The organism is Streptomyces rugosispiralis, from assembly GCF_024505145.1.
Taxonomy (GTDB): Bacteria; Actinomycetota; Actinomycetes; order Streptomycetales; family Streptomycetaceae; genus Streptomyces; species Streptomyces rugosispiralis.
The window spans coordinates 215382-238669 of the sequence record NZ_JANIAA010000009.1; the positions used below are offsets into that span (position 1 = coordinate 215382).

Annotated in this window: 22 protein-coding genes and 1 riboswitch; of the genes, 14 read left to right on the top strand and 8 right to left on the bottom strand. The window is 72.6% G+C overall.

Annotated elements, in window-relative coordinates; translation table 11 throughout:
• Nucleotides 1–24: 24 nt before the first annotated feature.
• The 10 genes from NP777_RS17555 to NP777_RS17600 all read left to right on the top strand — a co-directional run bounded on the left by NP777_RS17555 (nucleotide 25) and on the right by NP777_RS17600 (nucleotide 10328).
• Nucleotides 25–1329: an alginate lyase family protein gene (locus tag NP777_RS17555; RefSeq protein WP_256651083.1), complete on the top strand. Its 1305-nt coding sequence runs from the start codon at nucleotides 25–27 to the stop codon at nucleotides 1327–1329.
• Nucleotides 1330–1768: 439 nt separating this feature from the next.
• Nucleotides 1769–1899: riboswitch (FMN riboswitch) on the top strand.
• A 156-nt stretch (nucleotides 1900–2055) separates the two neighbouring features.
• Nucleotides 2056–3192 carry a bifunctional diaminohydroxyphosphoribosylaminopyrimidine deaminase/5-amino-6-(5-phosphoribosylamino)uracil reductase RibD gene (gene ribD, locus NP777_RS17560; protein ID WP_256651084.1) on the top strand — a complete coding sequence of 379 codons (1137 nt, stop codon included), beginning with the start codon at nucleotides 2056–2058 and terminating at the stop codon, nucleotides 3190–3192.
• Between the two features lies 1 nt (nucleotide 3193).
• The gene (locus NP777_RS17565; RefSeq protein WP_256651085.1) at nucleotides 3194–3826 is read left to right on the top strand and encodes a riboflavin synthase; all 633 of its coding nucleotides are present in this window, start codon (nucleotides 3194–3196) and stop codon (nucleotides 3824–3826) included.
• On the top strand, nucleotides 3823–5157 hold the full coding sequence (locus tag NP777_RS17570; RefSeq protein WP_256651086.1) for a bifunctional 3,4-dihydroxy-2-butanone-4-phosphate synthase/GTP cyclohydrolase II: 1335 nt from the start codon (nucleotides 3823–3825) through the stop codon (nucleotides 5155–5157). The genes NP777_RS17565 and NP777_RS17570 overlap by 4 nt, the downstream gene beginning before the upstream one ends.
• Nucleotides 5158–5276: 119 nt before the next feature.
• Nucleotides 5277–5762, top strand: coding sequence for a 6,7-dimethyl-8-ribityllumazine synthase (gene ribH / locus NP777_RS17575; protein WP_256651087.1), 486 nt, complete (start codon nucleotides 5277–5279; stop codon nucleotides 5760–5762).
• 36 nt (nucleotides 5763–5798) lie between these two features.
• A complete protein-coding gene (locus NP777_RS17580) occupies nucleotides 5799–6071 on the top strand; it encodes a phosphoribosyl-ATP diphosphatase (protein WP_037951821.1) in 273 nt (90 codons plus the stop codon).
• Nucleotides 6072–6151: 80 nt separating this feature from the next.
• Nucleotides 6152–7000, top strand: coding sequence for an ATP phosphoribosyltransferase (gene hisG / locus NP777_RS17585; RefSeq protein WP_138916523.1), 849 nt, complete (start codon nucleotides 6152–6154; stop codon nucleotides 6998–7000).
• 65 nt (nucleotides 7001–7065) lie between these two features.
• The gene (locus NP777_RS17590; RefSeq protein ID WP_256651088.1) at nucleotides 7066–7521 is read left to right on the top strand and encodes a PH domain-containing protein; all 456 of its coding nucleotides are present in this window, start codon (nucleotides 7066–7068) and stop codon (nucleotides 7519–7521) included.
• A 321-nt stretch (nucleotides 7522–7842) separates the two neighbouring features.
• Entirely contained in the window at nucleotides 7843–9213 is a 1371-nt protein-coding gene (locus NP777_RS17595; protein WP_256651148.1) for a hemolysin family protein, read from the top strand.
• Complete coding sequence (locus NP777_RS17600) at nucleotides 9210–10328, top strand: hemolysin family protein (protein ID WP_256651089.1); 1119 nt, start codon at nucleotides 9210–9212, stop codon at nucleotides 10326–10328. The genes NP777_RS17595 and NP777_RS17600 overlap by 4 nt, the downstream gene beginning before the upstream one ends.
• A 224-nt stretch (nucleotides 10329–10552) precedes the next feature.
• On the opposite strand, the gene NP777_RS17605 is transcribed toward NP777_RS17600, so the two are convergent.
• Complete coding sequence (locus NP777_RS17605) at nucleotides 10553–12442, bottom strand: AAA family ATPase (RefSeq protein WP_256651090.1); 1890 nt, start codon at nucleotides 12440–12442, stop codon at nucleotides 10553–10555.
• A gap of 399 nt (nucleotides 12443–12841) precedes the next feature.
• Nucleotides 12842–13471, bottom strand: coding sequence for a uridine kinase family protein (locus NP777_RS17610; protein ID WP_256651091.1), 630 nt, complete (start codon nucleotides 13469–13471; stop codon nucleotides 12842–12844).
• A 172-nt stretch (nucleotides 13472–13643) separates the two neighbouring features.
• On the opposite strand from NP777_RS17610, the gene NP777_RS17615 reads away from it, so the two are divergent.
• A complete protein-coding gene (locus NP777_RS17615; protein WP_256651092.1) occupies nucleotides 13644–15062 on the top strand; it encodes a peptidase C39 family protein in 1419 nt (472 codons plus the stop codon).
• 24 nt (nucleotides 15063–15086) lie between these two features.
• Here NP777_RS17615 and NP777_RS17620 read toward each other — a convergent pair whose 3' ends face one another.
• Genes NP777_RS17620 through NP777_RS17635 form a run of 4 tightly spaced genes read right to left on the bottom strand, consistent with a single transcriptional unit; the run spans nucleotide 15087 to nucleotide 18788 of the window.
• The gene (locus NP777_RS17620; RefSeq protein ID WP_256651093.1) at nucleotides 15087–16316 is read right to left on the bottom strand and encodes an ABC transporter permease; all 1230 of its coding nucleotides are present in this window, start codon (nucleotides 16314–16316) and stop codon (nucleotides 15087–15089) included.
• Entirely contained in the window at nucleotides 16313–16975 is a 663-nt protein-coding gene (locus NP777_RS17625) for an ABC transporter ATP-binding protein (RefSeq protein WP_256651149.1), read from the bottom strand. Before NP777_RS17625 ends, NP777_RS17620 begins: the two co-directional genes overlap by 4 nt.
• 44 nt (nucleotides 16976–17019) lie before the next feature.
• Nucleotides 17020–18102, bottom strand: a complete 1083-nt coding sequence (locus tag NP777_RS17630; RefSeq protein WP_256651094.1) for an efflux RND transporter periplasmic adaptor subunit — start codon at nucleotides 18100–18102, stop codon at nucleotides 17020–17022.
• The gene (locus tag NP777_RS17635; RefSeq protein ID WP_256651095.1) at nucleotides 18099–18788 is read right to left on the bottom strand and encodes a hypothetical protein; all 690 of its coding nucleotides are present in this window, start codon (nucleotides 18786–18788) and stop codon (nucleotides 18099–18101) included. Before NP777_RS17635 ends, NP777_RS17630 begins: the two co-directional genes overlap by 4 nt.
• A 133-nt stretch (nucleotides 18789–18921) precedes the next feature.
• Between NP777_RS17635 and NP777_RS17640 the strand changes: the two genes are divergently transcribed.
• Genes NP777_RS17640 through NP777_RS17650 form a run of 3 tightly spaced genes read left to right on the top strand, consistent with a single transcriptional unit; the run spans nucleotide 18922 to nucleotide 21676 of the window.
• The gene (locus NP777_RS17640; RefSeq protein ID WP_256651096.1) at nucleotides 18922–19608 is read left to right on the top strand and encodes a response regulator transcription factor; all 687 of its coding nucleotides are present in this window, start codon (nucleotides 18922–18924) and stop codon (nucleotides 19606–19608) included.
• Entirely contained in the window at nucleotides 19605–21167 is a 1563-nt protein-coding gene (locus NP777_RS17645; protein WP_256651097.1) for a sensor histidine kinase, read from the top strand. Before NP777_RS17640 ends, NP777_RS17645 begins: the two co-directional genes overlap by 4 nt.
• Nucleotides 21164–21676: a hypothetical protein gene (locus NP777_RS17650; RefSeq protein WP_256651098.1), complete on the top strand. Its 513-nt coding sequence runs from the start codon at nucleotides 21164–21166 to the stop codon at nucleotides 21674–21676. The genes NP777_RS17645 and NP777_RS17650 overlap by 4 nt, the downstream gene beginning before the upstream one ends.
• Before the next feature lie 5 nt (nucleotides 21677–21681).
• Here the strand turns inward: NP777_RS17650 and NP777_RS17655 are convergent, their stop codons facing one another.
• A complete protein-coding gene (locus NP777_RS17655; RefSeq protein WP_256651099.1) occupies nucleotides 21682–22314 on the bottom strand; it encodes an endonuclease in 633 nt (210 codons plus the stop codon).
• A gap of 38 nt (nucleotides 22315–22352) precedes the next feature.
• Nucleotides 22353–23099 carry a hypothetical protein gene (locus NP777_RS17660; RefSeq protein WP_256651100.1) on the bottom strand — a complete coding sequence of 249 codons (747 nt, stop codon included), beginning with the start codon at nucleotides 23097–23099 and terminating at the stop codon, nucleotides 22353–22355.
• Between the last annotated feature and the right edge of the window lie 189 nt (nucleotides 23100–23288).

Below are 23288 nucleotides of genomic sequence, written 5' to 3' on the forward strand. Positions count from 1 at the left end.
TCAGCTATCTGATTGGAGTGCTCGATGGGTGCACCTCCAGCGGGACGCGGGCGGATCGCTCGGGCGATCGTCGCCGCCTCCGCCCTCCTGGCCGTCCTGGCGATCCCCGCCGCCCCCTCCGCGCAGGGCGCCGAGCGCGTCCGGCATTCCGGCCCGGTGCCCCGTACCGTGGTGCTCGACGGGCCCCGACTGTCCCTCACCAAGCTGAAACTGCAGCTCGGAGACCGGGATTTGCGGCGGACCGTACGCGATCTGACCACCCAGGCCGACCAGTGGATGAAGCAGGGCCCCTGGACGGTCACCGACAAGGACCAGGTGCCGCCCAGCGGCGACAAACACGACTACTTCAGTCAGGCCCCCTACTGGTGGCCCAGCCAGCCCAAGACCGAGGACAATCCGTACGGCTGCCCCTACGTTCAGAAGGATGGCCAACGGAACCCCGACGTGGACAAGATGACGGACCGTCCCGAGGTCGGGAAGGTCTTCGAGTCCGCCTACGAGCTCTCCCTGGCCTGGTACTACACCGGTAAGCGGGCCTACGCCGAGCATGCCGCGGACATCCTGCGCACCTGGTTCGTCACCCCGGGGACCCGGATGAACCCGAACCTGAACCACGCGCAGTTCATCCCCTGCAAGTACGACGGCCGCTCGATCGGGATCATCGACTTCTCCCAGGCCTTCACCAGCCTCCTCGACGCCGCGGCGCTCCTCGACACCGGCGCCCCCGGCTGGTCCAAGAGCGACCACGCGGGCTTCCGCACCTGGAACAAGCAGTTCCTGGACTGGCTGGTGAACAGCGACTTCGGCAAGGAGGAGGGCGCCGCCAAGAACAACCACGGCACCTTCTACGACATGCAGGTCGCCGCGATCGCCACCGCCGTGGGCGACCGGGACCGCGCCCGCCAGGTGCTCCGCGACGCCCGTACCAAGCGGATCGACACACAGATCGCGGCCGACGGCACGCAGCCGCAGGAGCTGGAGCGGACCCGGAGCTTCCATTACTCGACCTTCAACCTGGTCGCGTACACCCGGATGGCCGCGATCGGGAAGCACGTCGGGGTGGACCTGTGGCATTACACCGGGCCCGGCGGCGGGAACCTCTTCAAGGCGGTCGACGTCCTGCTCCCGGCGGCCACGGGCGCCGCGACCTGGCCGTACCCGGAGCTCGACTTCCGCGCCTACGCGGCGAGCGACATCGTCCACGCGGCGGCCGACGCGGGTGACCGCGAGGCCCGCGCGGCCCTGCCCGAGCTCCAGACCCCACCCGGCGGCGACCTGTGGGCCCTGCGGCCGGCGGTGGAACAACTCGACAGCATCGCCCAGGGCTAAGAGCCTGTGTCATATCCCCGCCCCGCGAGCAAGCCAGAGGGGCGGGGCCGGTGGCCGGTGGCTCCGGCGGCCTCCCAGCCGCCGGTGGCGGGAGCGTCTCTTTCCCTACCCCGCCCCTTCCCGAATCGGAGGCAGGCCCCCGAGCCCCCGCCGGGGAACGGCCTCCGCGCCGCGGCCCCAGCCGCCGGGGGCGGGTGCGGGTGCCCCGCGGATGGCAGCGGATGGCGGAGAGGCGAGGGCGGCCGCCATCTGCCACCTGCGGGGTGCCGACGCCTCGGCGGGCCTCCACGGTGTGAAGGCCGTTCCCGGCCGGGCCGGGCGGTCCGGCCCTGGACACGGTGGGGTCCCCTCCGGGGGCAGGTGGGTGAGGGAGGCCACACCAGGGTGGCCTCCCAGCTGGGCTGATGGCCGTGGCACACTGGGCGCGTACCAGTGACGTCAGCGCACTCCGGGGTCGGTGAAAATCCGAACCGGCGGTTACAGTCCGCGACCCGTCCGCCGCCAGCGGCCGGTTGACCAGGTGAAATTCCTGGACCGACGGTGAAAGTCCGGATGGGAGGCAGTGCGCGGCGGTAGCGACATCACCGGTGCGCCGCCTCGGCGGTTCGCCCTCGCGTATGCGGGACGCGGACGCTTCGCCGATCCCGGCGCGCTGGCGGCGGCGTTCCCGCTTCCATGTCATCTCGACAGCCCCGGAGTCCGTGCCCGAAGAGGCAGGAGGACCCGGTGGCCACCGCAGCCGAAGCCCAAGCGATGCGCCATGCCGTCGCGCTCGCCGCCCGCGGTCTCGGCCATACCAGCCCCAACCCCGTCGTCGGCTGCGTCGTCCTCGACGCCGGTGGTCGCGTCGTCGGCGAGGGCTGGCACCAGCGGGCCGGCGGCCCGCACGCCGAGGTCCACGCGCTGCGCGCGGCGGGGCAGCGGGCTCGCGGCGGCACCGCCGTCGTCACCCTCGAGCCCTGCGACCACACCGGCCGCACCGGCCCCTGCTCGCAGGCCCTGATCGCCGCCGGGATCGCCCGCGTCCACTACGCCGTCGCCGACCCCACCGCCCAGGCCAAGGGCGGCGCCGCGACCCTGGCCGCCGCCGGGGTCGAGGTCGACGCCGGGCTGCTGGCCGAGGAGGCCGAGGCGGTCAATGAGCCCTGGCTGACCGCGATGCGCCGCGGCCGCCCCTTCGTGCTGTGGAAGTTCGCCGCGACCCTGGACGGCCGCAGCGCCGCCGCCGACGGCACCAGCCGGTGGATCACCTCCGCCGAGTCCCGCGCCGATGTGCACCGGCTGCGCGCGGAGGCCGACGCCGTCGTCGTCGGCTCCGGCACCCTGCGCGCCGACGACCCCCACCTGGCCGTACGGGACCGGGAGGGCGCCACCCAGCCGCTGCGGGTCGTCGTCGACACCGGCGCCACCATCAAGCCCGGTGCCCGCGTCCTGGACGACGCCGCGCCCACGCTGATCGCCGTCGCCGAGGACGCGGGCATCGCCCATCTGCCGCGGCGGCCGGGCGTGGAGACCGTAAGGCTGCCACGCGCGGAAACCGGCCTCCGGATCCCCGCGCTCCTGGCCGAGCTGCACGGCCGCGGGGTGCGCTCCGTCCTGCTGGAGGGCGGGCCCACCCTCGCCGGGGCGTTCCTCGCCGCGGGCGCCGTCGACAAGGTCGTCGGCTATCTCGCCCCCGTCCTGCTCGGCGCGGGCCCCGCCGCCCTGGCCGACGCCGGAATCACCACCATCGCGCAGGCGTTGCGCCTCGAGACGGCCGATGTGACCCGGCTCGGTCCCGATCTGCGCGTCACGGCCGTCCCCGTCCCCGCCGCCCCCACCGCCGTTCCCGCCGCCCCCGCCCCCCTCGCCGAGGAGAACTGAAGTGTTCACCGGAATTGTCGAAGAACTGGGTGAGATCGTCGCCATCGAGCACCTGGGCGACGCGTCCCGCTTCCAGGTACGCGGCCCCGTCGTCACCGAAGGGGCGAAGCACGGCGACTCCATCGCCGTCAACGGCGTCTGTCTCACCGTCGTCGACATCATCGAGGACGGTGAGGGCACCCGGTTCAGCGCCGACGTGATGGCCGAGACCCTGAACCGCTCCAGTCTCGGCGCGCTCGACATCGGCTCCCGGGTCAACCTGGAGCGCCCGATGGCGCTGGGCGGGCGGCTCGGCGGCCACATCGTGCAGGGCCATGTGGACGGCACCGGCGCCATCGTGGACCGCAAGCTCTCCGAGCACTGGGAGATCGTGAAGATCTCGCTGCCCGCCGAACTCAGCCGCTATGTCGTCGAGAAGGGCTCCATCACGGTGGACGGCATCAGCCTCACCGTCGTGGACGCGGGCCTCGACTACTTCACCGTCAGCCTCATCCCGACGACCCTCGCGCTCACCACGCTCGGGGTCAAGCAGGCCGGTGACACGGTCAACCTCGAGGTGGACGTACTCGCCAAATACGTCGAGCGGCTGCTCGGCCGGGACAACGGCACGCAGGACAAGGAGGCCACATCATGAGTGAGGCATACGCGGTGACCGACCCGCGTCCGAGCGGCGGCCCGGCCGCCCCCCTGCGGACCGCGCACTGGCCCGACGAACTGGCGCTGGACCCCATCGAGCGCGCCATCGCCGACATCGCCGCGGGCCGCCCCGTGGTGGTTGTGGACGACGAGGACCGGGAGAACGAGGGCGACCTCGTCGCCGCCGCCGAGACGATCACCCCCGAGATCGTCGCCTTCATGATGAACGAGTGCCGGGGGCTCATCTGCGCGCCCATGGAGGCCGCCGACCTCGACCGACTGCGGCTGCCGCAGATGGTCGAGGAGAACACCGAGTCCATGCGGACCGCCTTCACCGTCTCGGTCGACGCCACCGCAGAACACGGCGTCAGCACCGGAATCTCCGCCGCCGACCGGGCCACCACCCTGCGGCTGCTGGCCGACCCGGACACCACCCCCGGCGACCTCGTCCGCCCCGGTCATATCTTCCCGCTGCGCGCCCGCCCCGGCGGGGTGCTCGAGCGCGACGGCCACACCGAGGCCGGGGTCGACCTCGCCCGGCTGGCCGGACTGCGCCCGGCGGCCGTGATCTGCGAGATCGCGGGGGAGGACGGTGCCATGCTGCGCCTGCCCGACCTGGTCGCCTTCGCCCACAAGCACGACCTGGCGATCGTCTCGATCGCCGATCTGATCGCCTACCGCAAGCCCGCCGAGCCGCTCGTACGGCGCGAGGCCGAGACCCGGCTGCCCACCGCCTTCGGCGACTTCCGGGCGTACGGCTACCGCGCGGCCGACGGCGTCGAGCACATCGCGCTGGTCCAGGGCGACATCCGGGACGGCGAGGACGTGCTGGTCCGCGTCCACTCCGAATGCCTCACCGGCGATGTCTTCCACTCGCTGCGCTGCGACTGCGGCCCCCAGCTGCACGCCGCGCTGGAGCGGGTCACCACCGAGGGCCGTGGCATCGTCCTCTATCTGCGCGGCCACGAGGGGCGCGGGATCGGACTGCTCTCCAAGCTGCGCGCGTACGAGCTGCAGGAGCTGGGCCGGGACACCCTGGACGCCAATCTGGAGCTCGGCCTGCCCGCCGACGCGCGGGACTACGCCGCGGGCGCGGAGATCCTCGCCGACCTCGGCGTGCGCTCGCTGCGGCTGATGACCAACAACCCGGAGAAGACCACGGCGCTGGTGCGGCACGGGCTGCGGGTCACCGGCCGGGAGCCGATGCCCGTCCAGGCCGGGGAGCACAACCTCCGCTACCTCCGCACCAAGCGGGACCGGATGGGGCATGACCTGCCCTGGCTGGACGGCGACCGCGCGGAGCCCATATCGGCCTGCGGCAACCAGTAGCCACACAGAACCGGTAGTCACACCAACGCACACCAACGCACCACCACAGAAGCACCAGAAGCACCGGAAGCACCGGAAGCACCGGAAGCACCGGAATTCCAGAAACACCGAGGAGAGACGTGAGCGGTAAGGGCGCCCCCGAACTGTCCGTGAAGAACTGCGGGGACCTGCGCGTCGCCGTCATCGCCGCACAGTGGCACGAGAAGGTGATGGACGGCCTGGTCGACGGCGCCCTGCGTGCGCTGGGCGAACTCGGCATCGACGAGCCCACCGTGCTGCGGGTGCCGGGCAGCTTCGAACTGCCGGTCGTCGCCAAGGTGCTCGCGGGCCGCGGCTATGACGCGATCGTGGCCCTGGGCGTCGTCATCCGTGGCGGCACCCCGCACTTCGACTATGTGTGCCAGGGCGTCACCCAGGGCCTGACCCAGGTCAGCGTGGACACCGGCGTGCCCATCGGCTTCGGCGTGCTGACCTGCGACACCGAGGAGCAGGCCCTGGACCGGGCCGGGCTCGCGGGCTCCAATGAGGACAAGGGCCACGAGGCGGTCACCGCGGCCGTCGCCACCGCCACCACCCTGCGCTCGGTCGCCGAACCCTGGCGCTGAGGCGCGTCGCACGACCCAAGTAGGATGACGGACACGATGCCCAAGAAGACGTTCGAGGAGCTCTTCGCCGAGCTCCAGAAGAAGGCCGCCACGGCCGACCCCGCCACTTCCCGTACCGCCGAGCTGGTCCACTCCGGTGTGCACGCCATCGGCAAGAAGGTCGTGGAGGAGGCCGCCGAGGTGTGGATGGCCGCCGAGTACGAGAGCGACGAGGCGACCGCCGAGGAGATCTCCCAGCTCCTGTACCACCTTCAGGTGATGATGGTCGCCAAGGGGCTGACCCTCGACGACGTCTACGCCCACCTCTGAACACCCCCACCAGCACCCTCACCCGCGCCACCGAGCCACCGAGCTACCGAGCCACCGAGCTACCGAAGGAAAGAGCACTCATGCTGCGCATCGCCGTCCCCAACAAGGGTTCACTGTCCGAGCCTGCGTCGGCGATGCTCCATGAGGCGGGCTACCGGCAGCGCAAGGACCGCAGGGAACTGGTCCTGGTCGACGCGGAGAACGAGGTGGAGTTCTTCTTCCTCCGCCCCCGCGACATCGCCGTCTACGTGGGCTCCGGCCGGCTCGACATCGGCATCACCGGCCGCGATCTGCTGCTGGACTCCGGCTCCCAGGCCGAGGAGATCATGCAACTCGGCTTTGCCGGATCCACCTTCCGCTACGCCACCCGTCCCGGCACGGCCAAGGACGTCAGCGAGTTCGGCGGGATGACCGTGGCCACCTCCTTCGCCGGACTGGTCACCAAGCACCTGGCCGACAACGGTGTGGACGCCGCCGTGGTCCACCTCGACGGCGCCGTCGAGACCGCCATCCAGCTCGGCGTCGCCGAGGTCATCGCGGATGTGGTCGAGACCGGCACCACGCTGCGCAACGCCGGGCTGGAGATCATCGGCGAGCCCATCCTGGAGTCCGAGGCGGTCGTCATCCGCCGCACCGGCGACCCCAGCGACGACCCCAAGGTCCAGCAGTTCCTCCGCCGGATGCAGGGCGTCCTGGTGGCCCGGCGCTACGTGATGATGGACTACGACATCCGGGTGGAGCAGGTGGAGCGCGCCGTGGCACTCACCCCGGGTCTGGAGTCGCCCACCGTCTCCCCGCTGCACCACGAGGGCTGGGTCGCGGTCCGCTCGATGGTCCCCGCGAAGGACGCCCAGCGGATCATGGACGAGCTGTACGACCTGGGGGCGCGGGCCATCCTCACCACCGGCATCCACGCCTGCCGCCTCTGACGGCCGACGCGGTCCCCGCCCCCATCCCGTTCCCTCCCATCCCTCCCATCCGAGAGGCCGACCACGTGTCCGCCGCCGCGCCCACCCCCGCCCTGCCCATCACCTTCCGGCCGACCAGGACCCGGGCCGTTCTGATGACCGTCGGTGTCGCCGTCCTGGTCGTCCTCACGGCCGTCGCCCTGCTGCTGGAGCGGCTGGGGCCGGGGGAGCGGGCCAGCTTCATCCTCACCGGACTGCTGTTCTTCGGGGTGCTGACGCTGCTCAGCCGCCCCAAGGTGGTGGCCGAGGAGGGCGGTGTGACGGTGGTCAACCTCACCACCAAGCGCCGTCTGGAGTGGGCGGAGGTGCTCCGGGTCAATCTGCGCCCCGGCGACCCCTGGGTCTATCTGGATCTCGCCGACGGCACCAGCCTGCCCGCGATGGGCATCCAGCCGGGCATCGCCAAGGCGCACGCCATCAGCGACGCGCGGGCTCTGCGCGCCCTCGCCGAGCGGCACGGGACGGGCCGTGCCGCGGACTGAGCCACCCGGCCGCGCCGCCCGGCCCCAGCGGCGGTGAGCAGCCCCTTTACGTCCGCTTCCGCCCCCTTCCGGGCGGGCCCCCGCGAACCGGCCGATGAGCGGATCGGCACTCCAACGGTGTGCGGGGCCTGCCCGTCACACCCCATCCTTGTTTACTCTGTTGCCGGGGCCGAACGGTGCCCCACCCCGCCTCTCCAGCACGCACGCCCGCGTGCGCCCCTGGCGGGCTCCCCTGCGACCCGAGGAGTGACTCCCTCAGCAGATGGACGGATCGTCCTGTAGTACCTGCGCCGCCGCCGACCATGAGGCGGCGGCATGAGCATCACCCTGTCCCTCCTGCTGCTGTCCGCGGCACTCGTCCTGATCCTCGCCAACGGCTTCTTCGTGGCCGCTGAATTCGGCCTGGTCACCGTCGAGCGCCCGGAGGCCGAGCGAGCCGCCGACGAGGGCGACAAGCGCGCCCGTACCGTCGTCGAGTCGCTGCGCGAGCTGTCCTTCCAGCTCTCCGGCACCCAGCTCGGCATCACCATCACCTCGCTGATCGTCGGCATGCTGGCCGAGCCCGCGCTCGGCCATCTGCTGACCACGCCGCTGGAGGCGGTCGGACTGCCGCACGGCGCCGTCTCCGGTGTCGCCATCGTGCTCGGCATGCTGCTGGCCTCCGCCGTCCAGATGGTCATCGGCGAGCTGGTGCCCAAGAACTGGGCGGTCTCCCGGCCGCTGCAGGTCGCCCGCTTCGTCGCGGGCCCGCAGTACGCCTTCGCCCGGTTCTTCCGGCCGGTGATCGCCCTGCTCAATACGGTGGCGAACCGGCTGGTGCGGGCGCTGGGCGTGGAGCCCACCGAGGAGCTGGCCTCCGCCCGCACCCCCGGTGAGCTGGTCTCGCTCGCCCGCCACTCGGCGCGGGCCGGCGCGCTCGAGCAGGACACGGCGGATCTGTTCGTCCGCACCCTCTCGCTCGGCGAGCTGACCGCCCAGCATGTGATGACCCCGCGGGTGCGGGTCAGCGCGCTGCACTCCACGGCGACCGCCGTGGATGTGCTCAATCTCACCCGGGCCACCGGGCTGTCCCGCTTCCCCGTCTACCGCGACCGGCTGGACGAGGTCATCGGGATGGTGCACCTCAAGGACGCCCTCGCGGTGCCGTCCGACGACCGGCTGCGCACACCCGTCAGCCGGATCGCCCAGGCCCCGGTGCTGGTCCCCGAGACGCTGCCGGTCCAGCCGCTGCTGGAGCGGCTGCGCAGCGAGCAGCCGATAGCCGTGGTCGTCGACGAGTACGGCGGCACGGCCGGTGTGGTCACCCTGGAGGACATCGTCGAGGAGCTGGTCGGCGAGGTGCGCGACGAGCACGACGACGAGGCCGCGGAGACCCCCGACCTGGTGCAGACCCTCACCGAGGACGGACGCACGGTGTGGGACGCCGACGGCGGCTGCCGCGTCGACACCCTGCGCCGGATCGGCCTCGACGCGCCCGACGGGCCGTACGAGACGGTGGCCGGGCTGGTGGCCGATCTGCTGGCGCGGATCCCCGCCCCCGGCGACATCGCCGAGCTGCCCGGCTGGAAGCTGGCCGTCCGGCAGGTCGGCCACCACCGGGCGGAACTGGTGCGCATCGTCCGCACGAAGTCGGGTACGCCGCCTGTGCAGCTGGCCGCCCATGCCGCGGCCGGGAAGGGGAACGGACGATGAGCCTGGTACAGCTTCTCTTCGCCGTTCTGCTGGTCCTGGCCAACGGCTTCTTCGTGGGCGCCGAGTTCGCCCTGGTCTCGGTGCGCCGCAGCCAGATCGAACCGCGCGCGGCCGAGGGCTCGGCACGCGCCCGTACGGTGCTCACGGGCCTGGAGAACCTGCCGCAGATGATGGCGGCCGCCCAGTTCGGCATCACCGTCTGCTCGCTGACCCTCGGCGCGGTCGCCGAGCCGACCGTCGCCGAACTGCTGGAGCCGGTCTTCCACGCCGTCCATCTGCCCGAGCAGCTGATCCACCCGCTCGGCTACGCCATCGCGCTCGCCCTGGTGGTCTTCCTCCACCTGGTCATCGGCGAGATGGTGCCGAAGAACCTGGCCATGGCGGCGCCGGACAAGACCGCGCTGTGGCTCGGTCCCGGGCTGGTCACCTTCGCGCGGCTGTGCCGGCCGGTCACCGCGCTGCTGGGGGCGTGCGCCCGGCTGGTGCTGCGGCTGTTCCGGGTGGAGCCCAAGGACGAGGTCGAGGCCGTCTTCACCAGCGAGCAGCTGACCCATCTGGTCGAGGACTCCCGGCAGGCCGGGCTGCTCGACCCCGGTGAGCAGGAGCGGCTCGCGGACGCCCTGGAGCTGGGCAGCCGCCCGGTCACCGACGTCCTCCTGGACCCGGCGGGCCTGGTCACGGTCGATCCCTCGGTCACCCCCCGGCAGATCGAGGAGCTGACCGTGCGCACCGGCTACTCGCGCTTCCCGGTGCGCGGCCCCGGCGGCGCCTTCATGGGCTATCTGCATGTGAAGGACGTCCTGGAGCTGGAGTTCCCGGAGCGGGCCGTACCGCAGCGGGTCTGGCATCCGATCGAGACGCTCCGGGCGGAGCTTCCGCTGGACGACGCCCTCACCGCGATGCGCCGGGCCGCCTCGCATCTGGCGGCCGTCGCCGACGCGTCGGGCACGGTGCTGGGGCTGGTGGCACTGGAGGACGTCCTGGAGAAGCTGGTCGGCGAGGTCCACGACCCGGCCCACCGGGGCGGGAGCGGGACCCGGGACCGGGTGGCCGAGCCCAGGGGCGAGGCGGCGCCCGCCGTGCCCTCCGGGGAGGAGCGGGCGATGGTCGGCTGACCGCGGTTGCGGTTGCGGTTGCGGTTGCGCCTGCGGCGGGCCGTTCCCCTACCCGCCCCTTCCCACAACCGGGGCTCCGCCCCGGACCCCGCTCCTCAAACGCCGGAGGGGCTGATTTCAGCCCGTCCGGCGTTTGAGGACACGCCCGAAGGGCGTCCGGGGTCCAGGGGCGGAGCTCCATGGTTCGGGAAGGGGCGGGTAGGGGAAAGCCCGCCGCGGGCGCGCTATGCCAGGGGTGGGTCTTGCGGGTCGCGGTACATCGGACCGCGGCCCGACAGGACCTCCCCGTACGCCTGCATCAGATCCGGCAGCCGCAGCGTGGCGAGATCGTCGCGGGTCGGGGTGCCGCTCCAGCCGGACAGCCGCAGATCCCGGTACGCGCAGCTCTTCTCGTACAGCGTGCGCAGGAACCGCCCGTTCCCCAGCTCGTCGATCCAGCCCTGGTCCACCACATGGCCGCTGATGCTGCGCAGCTCCTCCACGGCCTCCTCGTCCCACACATCCCCGTTCTCCGCCGCCAGCACCTCACCGATCCGGGTGAGCTCCAGCGGGCGGTAGCTGGGGAAGTCGACGCGGGTGGTGAAGCGGGAGCCGAGGCCGGGGTTGGCGGCCAGCAGCCGGTCCATGCCCTCGGGGTAGCCGGCGAGGATCACCACCAGCCGGTCGCGGTTGTCCTCGGCCCGCTTGAGCAGCACCTGAAGCGCCTCGTCGCCGTACGCGTCGCCCTTGCTGTAGCCCGAGTTGGACAGGCTGTACGCCTCGTCGACGAAGAGCACCCCGCCGAGCGCCGAGTCGATCAGCTCATTGGCCTTCACCGCCGTCTGGCCCAGGTACTCGCCGACCAGATCGGCGCGCCCGGCCTCCACCAGATGGTCGCCGCCGAGCAGCCCGAGGGCGTAGAAGACCCGGCCGAGGATGCGGGCCACGGTGGTCTTGCCGGTGCCGGAGGGGCCGGAGAAGACGAAGTGCCGCTTGGGCGGCTGGACCGGCAGGCCTTGCCCGGCGCGCAGCCGCGCCATGTGGAGCTGCGCCGACAGCGCCCGGACCTGCCGCTTGACCGGCTCCAGGCCGACCATGCGCTCCAGCTCCTGCAGCGCGCTCTCCAGCAGCACCGGATCGGAGGGGCCGGGCTGGGAGGGCAGTCCGGCCCGGTCGCGCGTGCCGCCCGCGCCCATCACGGCGGGGCCCATCAGCGGTGGCCCCTCGGGGCCCTCGCTCGCGGCGCGCGGGTCGCGGCCGTCGGACAGCGTGTCGGCGGGGTCGGTGGCGGTGGCGTCCCGGCCGTCCGTGGCGTCCTGGCCACCGGCCCCGGCCAGGGAGACGGTGGCCAGGTCCGCGGGCTCGTCAAGACCGTCGGACTCGGCTATCGCCGCCAGCCGCGCCGAGGTGTCCATGAAGGTGGAGTCGATGCGGTGCACCGCGCGGTAGAGGGGGAGCGCGGCGGCGCTGCGCCCGGTGCCCTCATGGGCGCGGGCGAGCCAGTAGCGCAGCTCCTTGCGCTGCGGCTGTTCGCTGCGACAGCGCATTAAGGCGGCGGCGAGCAGCGGTTCGGCCTGGCTGTACATCTCCAGCCGGACCCGCGCCATCCCGGCGAACAGACCCGCCTCGATGCCCAGGAACTGATCGTCCAGCAGCGGCTCGGTGTGGCGCACCAGCTGCTCCCAGTCCTTGACCAGATAGGCGCGGCACGCGTGCAGGAAGCGGGCCTGCGGATCGGCCTCGACCGGGGGGCAGCCGGCCAGCGCCCGATCCAGCTCGGGCACATGGCGGCCGTCGAGCCAGTGGGAGGCGTGGGCGAGCAGCAGGTCCCGGCTGGTCTCCAGCACCGGCTGCACCCACCAGCCCAGCCAGTACCAGGAGTTGAGGGTGCGGCGGTGCCGGGCGCGCTGCTCGCCGAAGCGGTCGCGGTGCCGGTACATCCGCAGCAGCGCCGCCGCCGTGTCGGCCCGTAGCGCGTGCAGTCCGAGCCAGGCGTCGGCCATTCCCGGATCGAGCCGGGTGGCGGCCCGGAACTCCTCCTCGGCCTGTGCGTACGCGCCCATCGTGTAGGCGTCGACGGCTCGCAGCCAGGCGAGGTCGGCCGGGGCGTGCGAACCCTGCGTGCCGAAATCCATCACGTCCCCCACAACCCCTGCCCCCGTGGATGCCGCAGGGGCGACTGCCCCTTTCGCATCGTACCTGCGCAACTCGCATGGGCCGAGGGTGCCGCACTGTTGTTCGTCGCAATCCCACAAGGCCGGACGGGTGTGCGCGGGGGCGTGTAAGGGGCGCACGAGGTCTGGGACGGTTCGTCACCCAGGGTGAGGAAGCGGGCGCGCAAAGCAGCGGAAAACCGGCGCCAGACAGGACGAAGCCCCCGATCACGGGGGAACAACCGGGGGCTTCGCGATGTGGGACGACTCGTACGAGTCGCACATTGAGAACGTAAGACCTGTATGGGCCCCAGGTCAAGCCGAGTTGGAGTACGCGTCATGCCTCGGGCGGCGACGTCCGGACCCGTCGGGGGCATCGGCTCACGCTGTGTGAGGCCAGGGGGTGTTTCCGTCGGTCGCCGCGGGTCCCGGTAGCACCTCATACCCCTCCTTCCGCTGCTGTACCAGGGCTCCCGCGTACGGACGGGACGGGTCGGCGGCGAAATGCGCACGCTCGGCGGGCAGCCACCCGTCCCAGAATGCGGACATCCCCGGACCGTCCCGCAGCTGTCCGCGCCGCCAGGAGTCCCGCTCGGGCAGATCCATCCACAACAGCTGCGCCAGCCGCGAGCGCGTCGCGCGGCGGCCGCTGCCCACGCCCTCCAGCAGCACGACCGGCGCGGGGTCGAGCCGCCGCCGGGCGGTGGCGAAGCGGCGCTCCACCCAGTCGTACGGGGCGTAGCGCGCGGCCGCGCCCCGGGCGAACGGGGCGAGGACGTGGGTGTGCAGCCGCTCCGCCCAGCCGAAGAGCTCCTCATGGGTGGCGAAGTCGTCCGTGTGCAGCACCGGCGCGCCGCCGAGCGCCTCGGCCAGTTGCCCGGCGAAGGTGGTCTTCCCGGAGCCCGCGTGGCCGTCCACCGCGACCAGCCGGACCGGACCGCAGGACGGCGGCAGCGCACGCAGGCGCCGCGCCAGCGCGTCCAGGCTGCCAACCGGTCGGTAAGTTCGCATCGGGGACCACCATACGGCCCTTCGGGCTCGTTCACTCCATTGGTTCACACCAATATTGATGCGGCGGCCGCTGGGGGAATCACTGGCCTGAGACCACTCGCAGCGGCCATAGTTGTGCGACTGTCGCGCACCCGCCGCCCACTGGACCGGACGACGACTGGGGGAACCCCGCATGACCAGATCTGGATCCACGCCCCGCCGCTCCGTGCTCGCCGCCGCACTCGGCGTCGCGGGCGCGGCGGCCGTCACCACGACGGCCGCCGCGGCCGCCGGAACGGCCCGCGCCTCGGCGGCGGGGACCTCGGGGACCCCCGGGGGCGCCGCGGCCCCGGCGGGCTCGAAGGCCAAGCGGATCGCGGAGTACCACGGCTGGACCAGCCACGCCGACTGGCTGGCCGGTGCCGCCAAGGGCGTCCGCGCCGAGGCCGGCGCCCGCCCCGGCATCGTCATCTCCAGCCCGCTGGGCAGCGTGGACTACACCGATCCGCACACCGGCACCAAGGCCGCCTGGGAGTACGCCACCTGGACCTCCCCGGTGCGCACCCTCTCCGTGCCCGCGACCGAGGCCATCGTCTCCTGGAACGCCCGCACCCCGGCCGGCACCTGGATCCAGATCGAGCTCAAGGGCACCTACACCGACGGCTCCGCGACCCCCTGGTACGTGATGGGCCGCTGGGCCTCCGACGACGGCGCCTCCTCCATCCGGCGCACCTCGGTGGACGACCAGAGCGACGACAAGAGTTCGGTGTGGACCGACACCTTCTCCATCGACGACCCGGCGAGCGGGCTGCGGCTCGCGAAATACCAGGTGCGGCTCACCCTCCACCGCGAGCCCGGCACCGCGCTCACCCCCACGGTGTGGCGGGTCGGCGCGATGGGCTCGGACGTCCCCGACCGGTTCGAGGTGCCCGCCTCCACGCCGAGCCTGGCCAAGGGGCGCGAACTCGTCGTACCGCGCTACTCGCAGGAGATCCACAAGGGCCAGTACCCGGAGTACGACAACGGTGGCGAGGCGTGGTGCAGCCCCACCTCCTCGCAGATGATCATCGAGTACTGGGGCCGCAAGCCCTCCGCGAAGGACCTGGCCTGGGTCAACCCGGACTACGCCGATCCGCAGGTCTGCCACGCCGCCCGGTCGACCTTCGACTACCAGTACGACGGCTGCGGCAACTGGCCGTTCAACGCCGCCTACGCCGCCACCTACCGCGATCTCCAGGGCGTGGTCACCCGGCTCGGCTCGCTCACCGACGCCGAGAAGCTGATCGAGGTCGGCATTCCCCTGATCACCTCGCAGTCCTTCCTCAAGACCGAGCTGGATGGCGCGGGGTACGGCACCTCCGGACATCTGATGACCGTCATCGGCTTCACGGCGGACGGCGACGTCATCGCCAACGACCCGGCCTCGGCCGGCAACGAGGCGGTCCGCCACGTCTACAAGCGGCGGCAGTGGGAGAACATCTGGCTGCGGACGAAGCGGTACAACGCCGACGGCAAGGTGGTCTCCGGCACCGGCGGCGTCTGCTACCTCTACTTCCCGGCCAAACCCACCGCCGCCCAGCGGCGGGTGCTGAAGGAACTCGGCATCCGCTGACGGGGCTCAGTCCGCTGAGGGGACTCAGGAGGCGCCCAGCGCCACGGTGGGGTGGAGGCGAGAGGCGCGGATGGCCGGGTAGAGCCCCGCGAGCACGCCGATCCCCAGCGTGGCGCCGAAACCGCCGGCCGGCGCCCAGGGCGGGATGACCGTCGTCCAGCCCTGGGCCAGGGCGAACGCCCAGGTGGCCACCGAGCCGAGCGCCACCCCCGCCAGCCCGCCGAGGGCCGACAGCAGCAGTGACTCGGTGAGGAACTGCAGCCGGATGGCGTGGCGGGTGGCGCCGATCGCCCGTCGCAGACCGATCTCCTGACGGCGCTCCAGCACCGAGATCACCATGGTGTTGGCCACCCCGACCCCGCCCACCAGGAGCGCCACGGCCCCGAGCCCGAGCATCAGCGCCGTCAGCCCCTCGTCGGTAGTGGCCTTCGCCGCCAGGGCGTCCGACGGCCGTGAGACCTTGACGGTGCCCTCCTGGCCGGGATTGACGCTGCGGGCCAGCACCGCGGCCACGTCCGCCACCGACGCGTCCGTGGACCGCTCGAAGATCGTGGTCGGGCGGCCGTTGAAGCCGAAGTACCGCTCGGCCGCCGGGAAGCCGACCATCGCCACCCGGTCCAGCGTGGGCACCAGCTCGACCGGCCGGAGAACGCCCACGACCACCACATAGCGGTCATTGACCATGATCTTCTCGCCGGGCTCGGTGACCCCCAGCCGCTTCGCGGCGATCGACCCCAGTACGGTCACCGGCAGCCGCTCATTGGCGGGGTTCAGCCAGACGCCCCGGTCCACCTCGGCGCCGAGCGTCTCCAGCAGATCCGGCCGGGCGGCCTGGGTGGTGACCCCGGCCGTCCGCTCCTCCGGCACCACATCGCTGCGCCGGATCCGGGTGTCCACCTCGCCGGTCGCGGTGGCGTGCCGCACCGGGCCGATGCGTTCGACCATCGCGACGGCGTTCTTGGGCAGCACGATGTCCTTCCCCGTCGCGTCCTCCCCGGCCTCGGCGGTGAGCAGATTGGTGCCCAGCCGGTCCAGCCGGGCCATGAGATCGGCCCGGCTGGAGGTGGAGAGACCCACCACCGCCACCATCGTGGCGATGCCGATCGCGATACCGAGGGCGGACAGCACCACCCGGGTCCGGCGGGTCCGCAGCCCGACGGCGCCCACGCGGAGGACGTCACCGGCGGCCAGCCGGGAGGGCTTCAGCCCGCGGCCGGCGGAGGGCGTCCCCGCCGCGCTCTTCCGCTCGGTCATGACCTCACCTCGTTCGAGTCGGCGACGACCTCGCCGTCACGGAAGCGGACCCGCCGTGGCAGCGCGTCCGCGATCTCGTGGTCATGGGTGATGACACACACCGTGGTGCCCGCCGCGTTCAGCTCCCGCAGCAGCTCCATCACCACCTCGCCCGAGGCCGAGTCCAGCGCGCCGGTCGGCTCGTCCGCGAGCAGCAGTTCGGGCTCGCCGACCAGCGCTCGGGCGATGGCCACGCGCTGCTTCTCACCGCCGGACAGCTCATGCGGCCGGTGGTCCAGCCGGTGGCCGAGGCGCACCCGCTCCAGCGCCGTACGGGCCAGCGCCCGGCGTTCGCGAGCGCCCACCCCCGCGTACAGCAGTCCGTCCGCCACGTTGTCCACCGCGTCCCGGCCGGGGGAGAGGTGGAAGTGCTGGAAGACGAAGCCGATGTGACGGGCGCGGAGGGCGGAGAGCTGGGCGTCGGAGAGCGTGTTCACATCGTGGCCCGCCACCCGGACCGTGCCCGTGGTGGGGCGGTCCAGAGTGCCGATGATGTTCAGCATGGTCGACTTCCCGGAGCCGGACGGGCCGACGATCGCCAGGAGTTCACCGGAGACCACGGTCAGATCCACCCCGCGCAGGGCATGGACCTCGCCCGGATAGGTCTTGGTGGCCCCCATCAGCTCGATCACGGCCGCCGGGCGGGGCGGTGGCGCGGTGGTGATCACTGCTCGGCCACTCCCACCGTCATGCCCTCGCGCAGCCCCGCCCCGCTGACCTCGATCCGCCCGTCGGCCGTCATCCCGGTCTCCACCCGCGTCATCCGGGTGGTGTCGCCCCTCACCAGCTCCAGTCCGTAGCCGCCGTGCTCACCGCGCAGCGCCACCACCGCCTCGACCGGGACGGCCAGCACGTTCTCGCGGCTCTCGCTGACGAACGACACGTTCACCGTCGCCTTGACGTCCTCCCCGGACATCGCCGAACGGCCGCCGTCCAGGGTCACCTCCACGGTGATGCCGTCCTGTGCCGCGGCTGACGGATCGTCATCGGAGGACTCCGGGCGGGCGGTGCCCGACACCTCGCCCCGTACGGTCCGTCCGCTGGGCAGTGTCACCTTCACCGTGGTGCCCTTGGCAGTGAGCGACACATCCTGCTGGTCGAGCTGGGCCCGGACCACCGGCTTGGTGGAGGCGACGGTGAGCACCGCGGTGTCCGGGCCCACCTGGTCCGCGGCTGCGGCGTCCGCCGAGACGACCTTCACCCGGTCGGGCTGGAAGACCACGTCCCCCTTGCCCACCGTGCCGGTGGGGGTGCGATTGAGCGACTTCTGCCAGCTTTTGACCGCCGCCTTGGTGGCCGCGTCGTAGCGCGGATCGATGTACAGCCCGGTCCCGAACCCCAAGTCGCGCAGATTCCGCTCCAGTTGGAGGACATCGGAGCCGCGGTCCCCGGGCTTCATGGCGCGGAACATCGGGATCTGCCCGTACAGCAGTGTGACGGGCTTGTCGTTCAGCTCGTAGAGCGCTTGTCCTTGGGTGACCGTGCGGCCCGGGTCGGCCGCCACGGTCACGGTGCCGTCGACGGCGGAGGACACCGTGCGCCGCTGGGCGTAGTCGAGCTGTCCGTCGACGGTCTTGCTCTGGACCAGATCGGTACGGACGACCTTGGCCGTGGCGGGGGGCCGGTCACCGTCCCGGGACGAGGCGTCCGCCCCGTCCCCGCCGCCCAGGACCAGGGCCGCGGCCCCGGCCCCGGTCGCGGCGGCGGCGAGGGCGCCACCCGCGATCCACGCGGTGCTCCGCCTCACTGCATACCGTCCAGACCGTCGAGCAGCTTGCCCTCGCACGCCTCACGGGCCTGCCTGTACACCGAGGACTCGGGGTCGATACGGGGGTTCGTCGGGTCCGGCTCGCCGCCGGGCACCGCGTTGCCCGCGGACATGGTGGGGTTCTGGAACTCCGAAACGCCGTGGTCCCGCATGCACGTGGCGTGCGCGAGCATCGACTCGTAGTCCTTCTGGGTGTCCCGCTCGGGCTCGAGCGTCATCGCCTTGCGCAGCTCATCGGCACAGACTCCGTCCTTGCCGCCCTTCTGCACCTCACCCGTGCCGCTGGGGTCCTCCAGCTTGTTGATCTTGTCCCAGTCGAGATAGCCGCTGAGCCTGGGGTCGGGGAAGTCCTTGGCCCCGCCCTTGGCGCGCATACAGCGCACATAGTCCATCTGCGCGTCGTAGAAGGCGCTCTTGCCCTTTCCGGAGCCGCCGCCGGTGTCCTTCGCCGAGCCGCCGGAGCCCGCCGAGCCGCCCGAGCCCCCCGAGCCGCCGGAACCCCCGGAGCCCCCGGTGCCCTCGCCCGGAGCGGAGGCGACCCCCGCCGCCCGGGTGGTCGAGCCGTCGTCACCGCCGCAGCCCACCGCGAGGGCCAGCACGGGCAGTGCGGCGAGGGCGGCCAGAGTGCGCCGGAAGGCGGCGCGTGAAGTGGTGTGCCATGTCATGGCGACCACCTTTCGGCGATCACATGATGGTCCGTCCATGACCATATGATGGATGTGTAACAAAGCCCGTATGCCTTTGATTCATCGGCCTGACCAGCGAATTGCGGCGAATTCATGGGTCATAATCGACCGCATGCCGCATGTACTGCTCATCGAGGACGACGCCTCCGTACGCGATGGCATGGAGCTCGTGCTGCGCCGCCACGGCTATCAGGTGTCGGTCGCCGCCACCGGCGAGGAGGCCCTCGCGCTGCTCGACGCCCCCGCCGAGACGGCCGTCGAACTCGCGGTGCTCGACCTGATGCTGCCCGGCATGGACGGCTTCGAGGTCTGCCGCCGGATCCGGGCCCGCTCGACCATGCCCGTGATCATGCTGACCGCGCGCGGCGACGATCCGGACATCGTCGGCGGCCTGGAGGCCGGGGCCGATGACTATGTGGTCAAGCCGGTCACCGCACCCGTCCTGGAGGCGCGGATCAAGGCGGCGCTGCGGCGCGCCGACCCCGTGCCGCGGCGGCCCGGCGAGGTCTACGCCGGGCTGGTCATCGACCGGGCGGGGCTCACCGTCAGTCGCGACGGCACCCCCGTCCCGCTGCCACCCACCGAACTGCGGCTGCTGCTGGTGCTGTCCGCCTCGCCGGGCCGGGTCTTCAGCCGGGAGCAACTGCTCGCCTCGGTGTGGGACCACTCCTTCCTCGGGGACTCACGGCTGGTCGACGCCGCGGTCGGACGGCTCCGTGCGAAGATCGAGGAGGTGCCCGCCCGGCCCCGCTACATCCAGACCGTGCGCGGCTTCGGCTATCGCTTCGGTCCGATATGAGACGCTTCCGGCCACGGCTGGGCGGGTTGCGCACCCGGTTGGTCATCGCGTTCGTCCTCGTCGCGCTGATCAGCACCGTCACCGCCACCGCGCTCGCCTACCGGGAATCCCGCAGCGCCGTGCTCCAGCGCACCCAGGACGCCTTCCAGGCCGACCTCCGCCAGCGCGTCGACAGCGTCGCCCCCGACTTCGACATGCCCCCCGACATGCGCACGCTGACCTCGCTGGCCGACTCGGTCTCCGCCGGGCTCTCCGGCGCCCCGCTCGTCGTCACCCGCTACCAGAACCTCACCGCGTCCTCCGACGGCCTGGCCGACCGCACCCGGATCACCCCCGAACTGCGCGCCTCGGTCCGCTCCTCGGGCCGCACCCGCTTCCAGCGCGTGGAGTACCGGGGCCGGCCGTATCTGGTGGTCGGCACCCCCGTCTCGTACGAGGGCGGGCGGGCCTCCGGGCTCGAGGTGTTCGCCGTCACCTCCCTGCGGGCGGAGGAGGAGCACACCGCCGCCCTGCTGGACTCGGTGCGCGGCGGACTGCTCCCGGTGCTCGGCCTCGCCGCGGTGCTCGCCCTGCTCGCCGCCGGGACCGTGCTGCGGCCGGTGCGCGAGCTGGGGCGAGCCACCCGGCGGCTCGCCGAGGGCGACCTCGACTCACGGGTGGAGGTCAGGGGCCGCGATGAACTCGCCGGTCTCGCCGCGGACTTCAACACCACGGCCGACGCGCTGCAGCGTTCGGTGACCGATCTGCGCGACCAGGAGGCCAGGGCGCGGCGGTTCGTCGCCGATGTCTCGCACGAACTGCGCACCCCGCTGACCGCCATGACGATGGTGACGACCGTGCTGGACGAGGACGCGGCGCAACTGCCCTCGGACGCCGCCCGCGCCGCCCGTACCGTCAGCGACGAGACCGCGCGGCTGGCCCGGCTGGTGGAGGACCTGATGGAGATGTCCCGCTTCGACTCGGGCGCGGCCCGGCTCGACGCGGCGGAGACCGATCTCGCGCGGATCGTCCAGGGCACGCTGGAGCTGCGCGGCTGGACCGGCCAGGTGGCGGCGCGGCTCCCGGAGGGGATACGGGCGGTGGTGGACCGGCGGCGGGTGGACGTGGCCGTGGCCAACCTGGTGGGCAACGCGCTCCGCCACGGTGAGCGGCCGGTGACGGTGACGCTGTCCACCGACGCGGACCAGGTGACGGTGGAGGTCGCCGACCGGGGGCCGGGGCTGCCGCCGGACGTCCTCGGCCGGGTCTTCGACCGGTTCTACAAGGCGGACAGCGCCCGGACCCGCTCGGAGGGCAGCGGCCTCGGCACCGCCATCGCGCTGGAGAACGCGCGGCTGCATGGCGGCACGATCGAGGCGGCCAACCGGCCCGCGGAGGAGGGCGGCGGCGCCATGTTCACCCTGCGGCTGCCCCGCCACCCGCGGCAACGCACCGGACGGGACGTCGCCGGGCAGGGCTTCGGCGGGCGGGACGTCGGCGGGCAGGGCTTCCGCGAGCAGGGCTCGACAGGGCAGGACTTCGGCGGGCCGAGGACGGCGGCGGACGGAGGGGCGCGATGAGGGGTGGGACGAACCGCCCGCGTACGGCGGCGGTGGCCGTGCTCCTCGCCCTGGCGGCGGCCGCCGGCTGCGGGGTGCGGCCCACCGGGGTGGTGGACGGCGGCGAGCCCGCGAAGGGGCTCACCAAGGATCTGCGGATCTACTACGTCCGCGGCTCCGCGCTCCAGGGCGTCACCCGCCCCGACACCTCCATCAAGGAACCCATCGGCGCCCTCAAGCTGCTGTCGGACATGCCGGCCTGGGCCGCGGAGCGCGGGCTCGTCAACCTCGTCCGGCTCGGGCCGTACTGGACCAGCGGCACGGGCCACCGGATCACCCTGCACTCGCCCGGCGCCTCCTTCGACAGCCCGGGTGACCGGCTGCCCAACGGCCAGTTGGTGTGCACCCTCGCCCGTGCCCAGTCCTTCCTGCACCGTGACGAGGCCATCCGGCCGGACGACGTCCGGGTCTCCCTGGACGATGGCGAGCGGACGTACGGCCCCTACCAGTGCTCGCAGTTCCTCACGTGACAGCGTTACGCCGCGGCGCGCACCTCGCGTGCGGCGTCCGCGTGGAGCGCGACCCGGACCAGGGCGGCGGCCAGCCGGGGAAGGTCCTTCCCGGCCACCAGCCCCTCCAGCGACCGCGCGCTCTTCGGCAGCCCGACCCGCTCGGCGCCGTCCAGTGCCTTGCTGTCGAAGTACGGGGCGAACTCGGGCCAGACGCCCTGCACCTCGCGCAGGAAGATGTTCACCCCGGCCGGCCCGATGCCCTTGACCCCCTGTAGCAGCTTCTTCACGTCCCCGGCCTCGCGCAGCCGCCGCAGATCGCCCCCGTACTCCCGGTTCACCAGCTCCGCCGCCTCACCCAGCTGGCTGGAGGTCCGCTCGTCGTAACGCCGGTAGCCCCCCTCGCCCAGCGCGTCCACCCGCTGCTGCCAGGTGGCCTCCGCCATCCGCCGCGGATCGCGCATCCCGGCGTCGAAGAGGGCGCGGGCGGCGGCGACGGCGATATCGGAACTGATCCGCGCGGACAGCAGATGCGCGAGCACCAGCAGTTGGTACAGCGGGCCGGGGGTGTCGCGGAGCTTGATCCCGGCCTCGGCGGCGAAGGTCGTGCCCTGCTGGTCGAGCAGGGCACGCGCCACACTCTTGTTCTTGTCGCTCATCGCCCATCCCGCCTCGTGGTGTGGTGCCGTTGCGTCGGTCACGGGTGCCCGGCGGCGCCCCGCTCACTCGGGGTGTCGCAGGACGCGCCCACCCCGATCGCCCCGCTGCCGGTGCCGAGCGCACGGCTCAGCGCAGAGTGCGGCGACCGCTCGCCCGGTGTGCCCTGGGCCACCAGGGCCGCCGTGTCCGCGTGCAGGGCGAGCAGGCTGGTGTCGTCCGCGCCCGAGAGCAGATCGTCCACCAGCTCCCGCCGCAGCCGCAGCTCCACCTCGGCCGGCTCGCGCAGGTGGGCCGGCTCCAGGCCCAGCGAGGTCGCGGCGTGGTCCAGCGCCCGAACGGCCCGCTCATCGGCCCTGCCCTCCGGGTCGACCAGGGGTAGCGCGCCCAGCACCTCACCGCGCGGATCGGCCACCGCGACCAGCCGGTCCCGTACGATCCCGTCCTCGCCGTCGCCCCGGGCGGCCGTGCGGGCGAGGGCGCGCAGCCCGAACGCCCGGCCCCAGGCCCGCCTGGGGGACCGCACCGGCCCGTCCCGTCCGGCCGGCTCCCTCACCTGCGTTTCCAGGGCCTCGGTGGCCCGCTGGCCGTCGTACGGACAGCGGGCCAGACCCGCGCCGAGCCGTAGGCAGCCCGCCTCGGCGCGGCCGGTGCCGGCCGCGCTGACCTGGGCCATCGCCCGGCGCGGTATCTCCGCCTCGCCCTGGCCTTCGACCCCGTCGAAGCCGGTGAACAGGGTCGGACAGCGGCGCGGCAGCGGATCCTGGGCGACACCTGGTGGGGCCATGGGGTCACTCCGTGCGTCCTTATGTGTCCCGTGCGTCGTCATGCGTCCCGTGCGTCGTCGGGCCTCCTTGCGGAGACGTATCCTCCCTGCGGAGATCCATCGGCCGAGTACCCCTATTCATGGCAATTCACCGCATGAGGGCGAAAAGGCCGCACGGATTTCCATCCGCGGGGTGCGGGGGCGGGCGTA

Bases quoted from the DNA above. Each gene is read 5' to 3' on its own strand.
- NP777_RS17555 (WP_256651083.1), top strand. From the start codon at position 25: ATGGGTGCACCTCCAGCGGGACGCGGGCGGATCGCTCGGGCGATCGTC.
- NP777_RS17570 (WP_256651086.1), top strand. From the start codon at position 3,823: ATGAGTGAGGCATACGCGGTGACCGACCCGCGTCCGAGCGGCGGCCCG.
- NP777_RS17580 (WP_037951821.1), top strand. From the start codon at position 5,799: ATGCCCAAGAAGACGTTCGAGGAGCTCTTCGCCGAGCTCCAGAAGAAG.
- hisG (WP_138916523.1), top strand. From the start codon at position 6,152: ATGCTGCGCATCGCCGTCCCCAACAAGGGTTCACTGTCCGAGCCTGCG.
- NP777_RS17600 (WP_256651089.1), top strand. From the start codon at position 9,210: ATGAGCCTGGTACAGCTTCTCTTCGCCGTTCTGCTGGTCCTGGCCAAC.
- NP777_RS17605 (WP_256651090.1), bottom strand. From the start codon at position 12,442: ATGGATTTCGGCACGCAGGGTTCGCACGCCCCGGCCGACCTCGCCTGG.
- NP777_RS17610 (WP_256651091.1), bottom strand. From the start codon at position 13,471: ATGCGAACTTACCGACCGGTTGGCAGCCTGGACGCGCTGGCGCGGCGC.
- NP777_RS17615 (WP_256651092.1), top strand. From the start codon at position 13,644: ATGACCAGATCTGGATCCACGCCCCGCCGCTCCGTGCTCGCCGCCGCA.
- NP777_RS17620 (WP_256651093.1), bottom strand. From the start codon at position 16,316: ATGACCGAGCGGAAGAGCGCGGCGGGGACGCCCTCCGCCGGCCGCGGG.
- NP777_RS17625 (WP_256651149.1), bottom strand. From the start codon at position 16,975: ATGGGGGCCACCAAGACCTATCCGGGCGAGGTCCATGCCCTGCGCGGG.
- NP777_RS17635 (WP_256651095.1), bottom strand. From the start codon at position 18,788: ATGACATGGCACACCACTTCACGCGCCGCCTTCCGGCGCACTCTGGCC.
- NP777_RS17640 (WP_256651096.1), top strand. From the start codon at position 18,922: ATGCCGCATGTACTGCTCATCGAGGACGACGCCTCCGTACGCGATGGC.
- NP777_RS17645 (WP_256651097.1), top strand. From the start codon at position 19,605: ATGAGACGCTTCCGGCCACGGCTGGGCGGGTTGCGCACCCGGTTGGTC.
- NP777_RS17650 (WP_256651098.1), top strand. From the start codon at position 21,164: ATGAGGGGTGGGACGAACCGCCCGCGTACGGCGGCGGTGGCCGTGCTC.
- NP777_RS17655 (WP_256651099.1), bottom strand. From the start codon at position 22,314: ATGAGCGACAAGAACAAGAGTGTGGCGCGTGCCCTGCTCGACCAGCAG.
- NP777_RS17660 (WP_256651100.1), bottom strand. From the start codon at position 23,099: ATGGCCCCACCAGGTGTCGCCCAGGATCCGCTGCCGCGCCGCTGTCCG.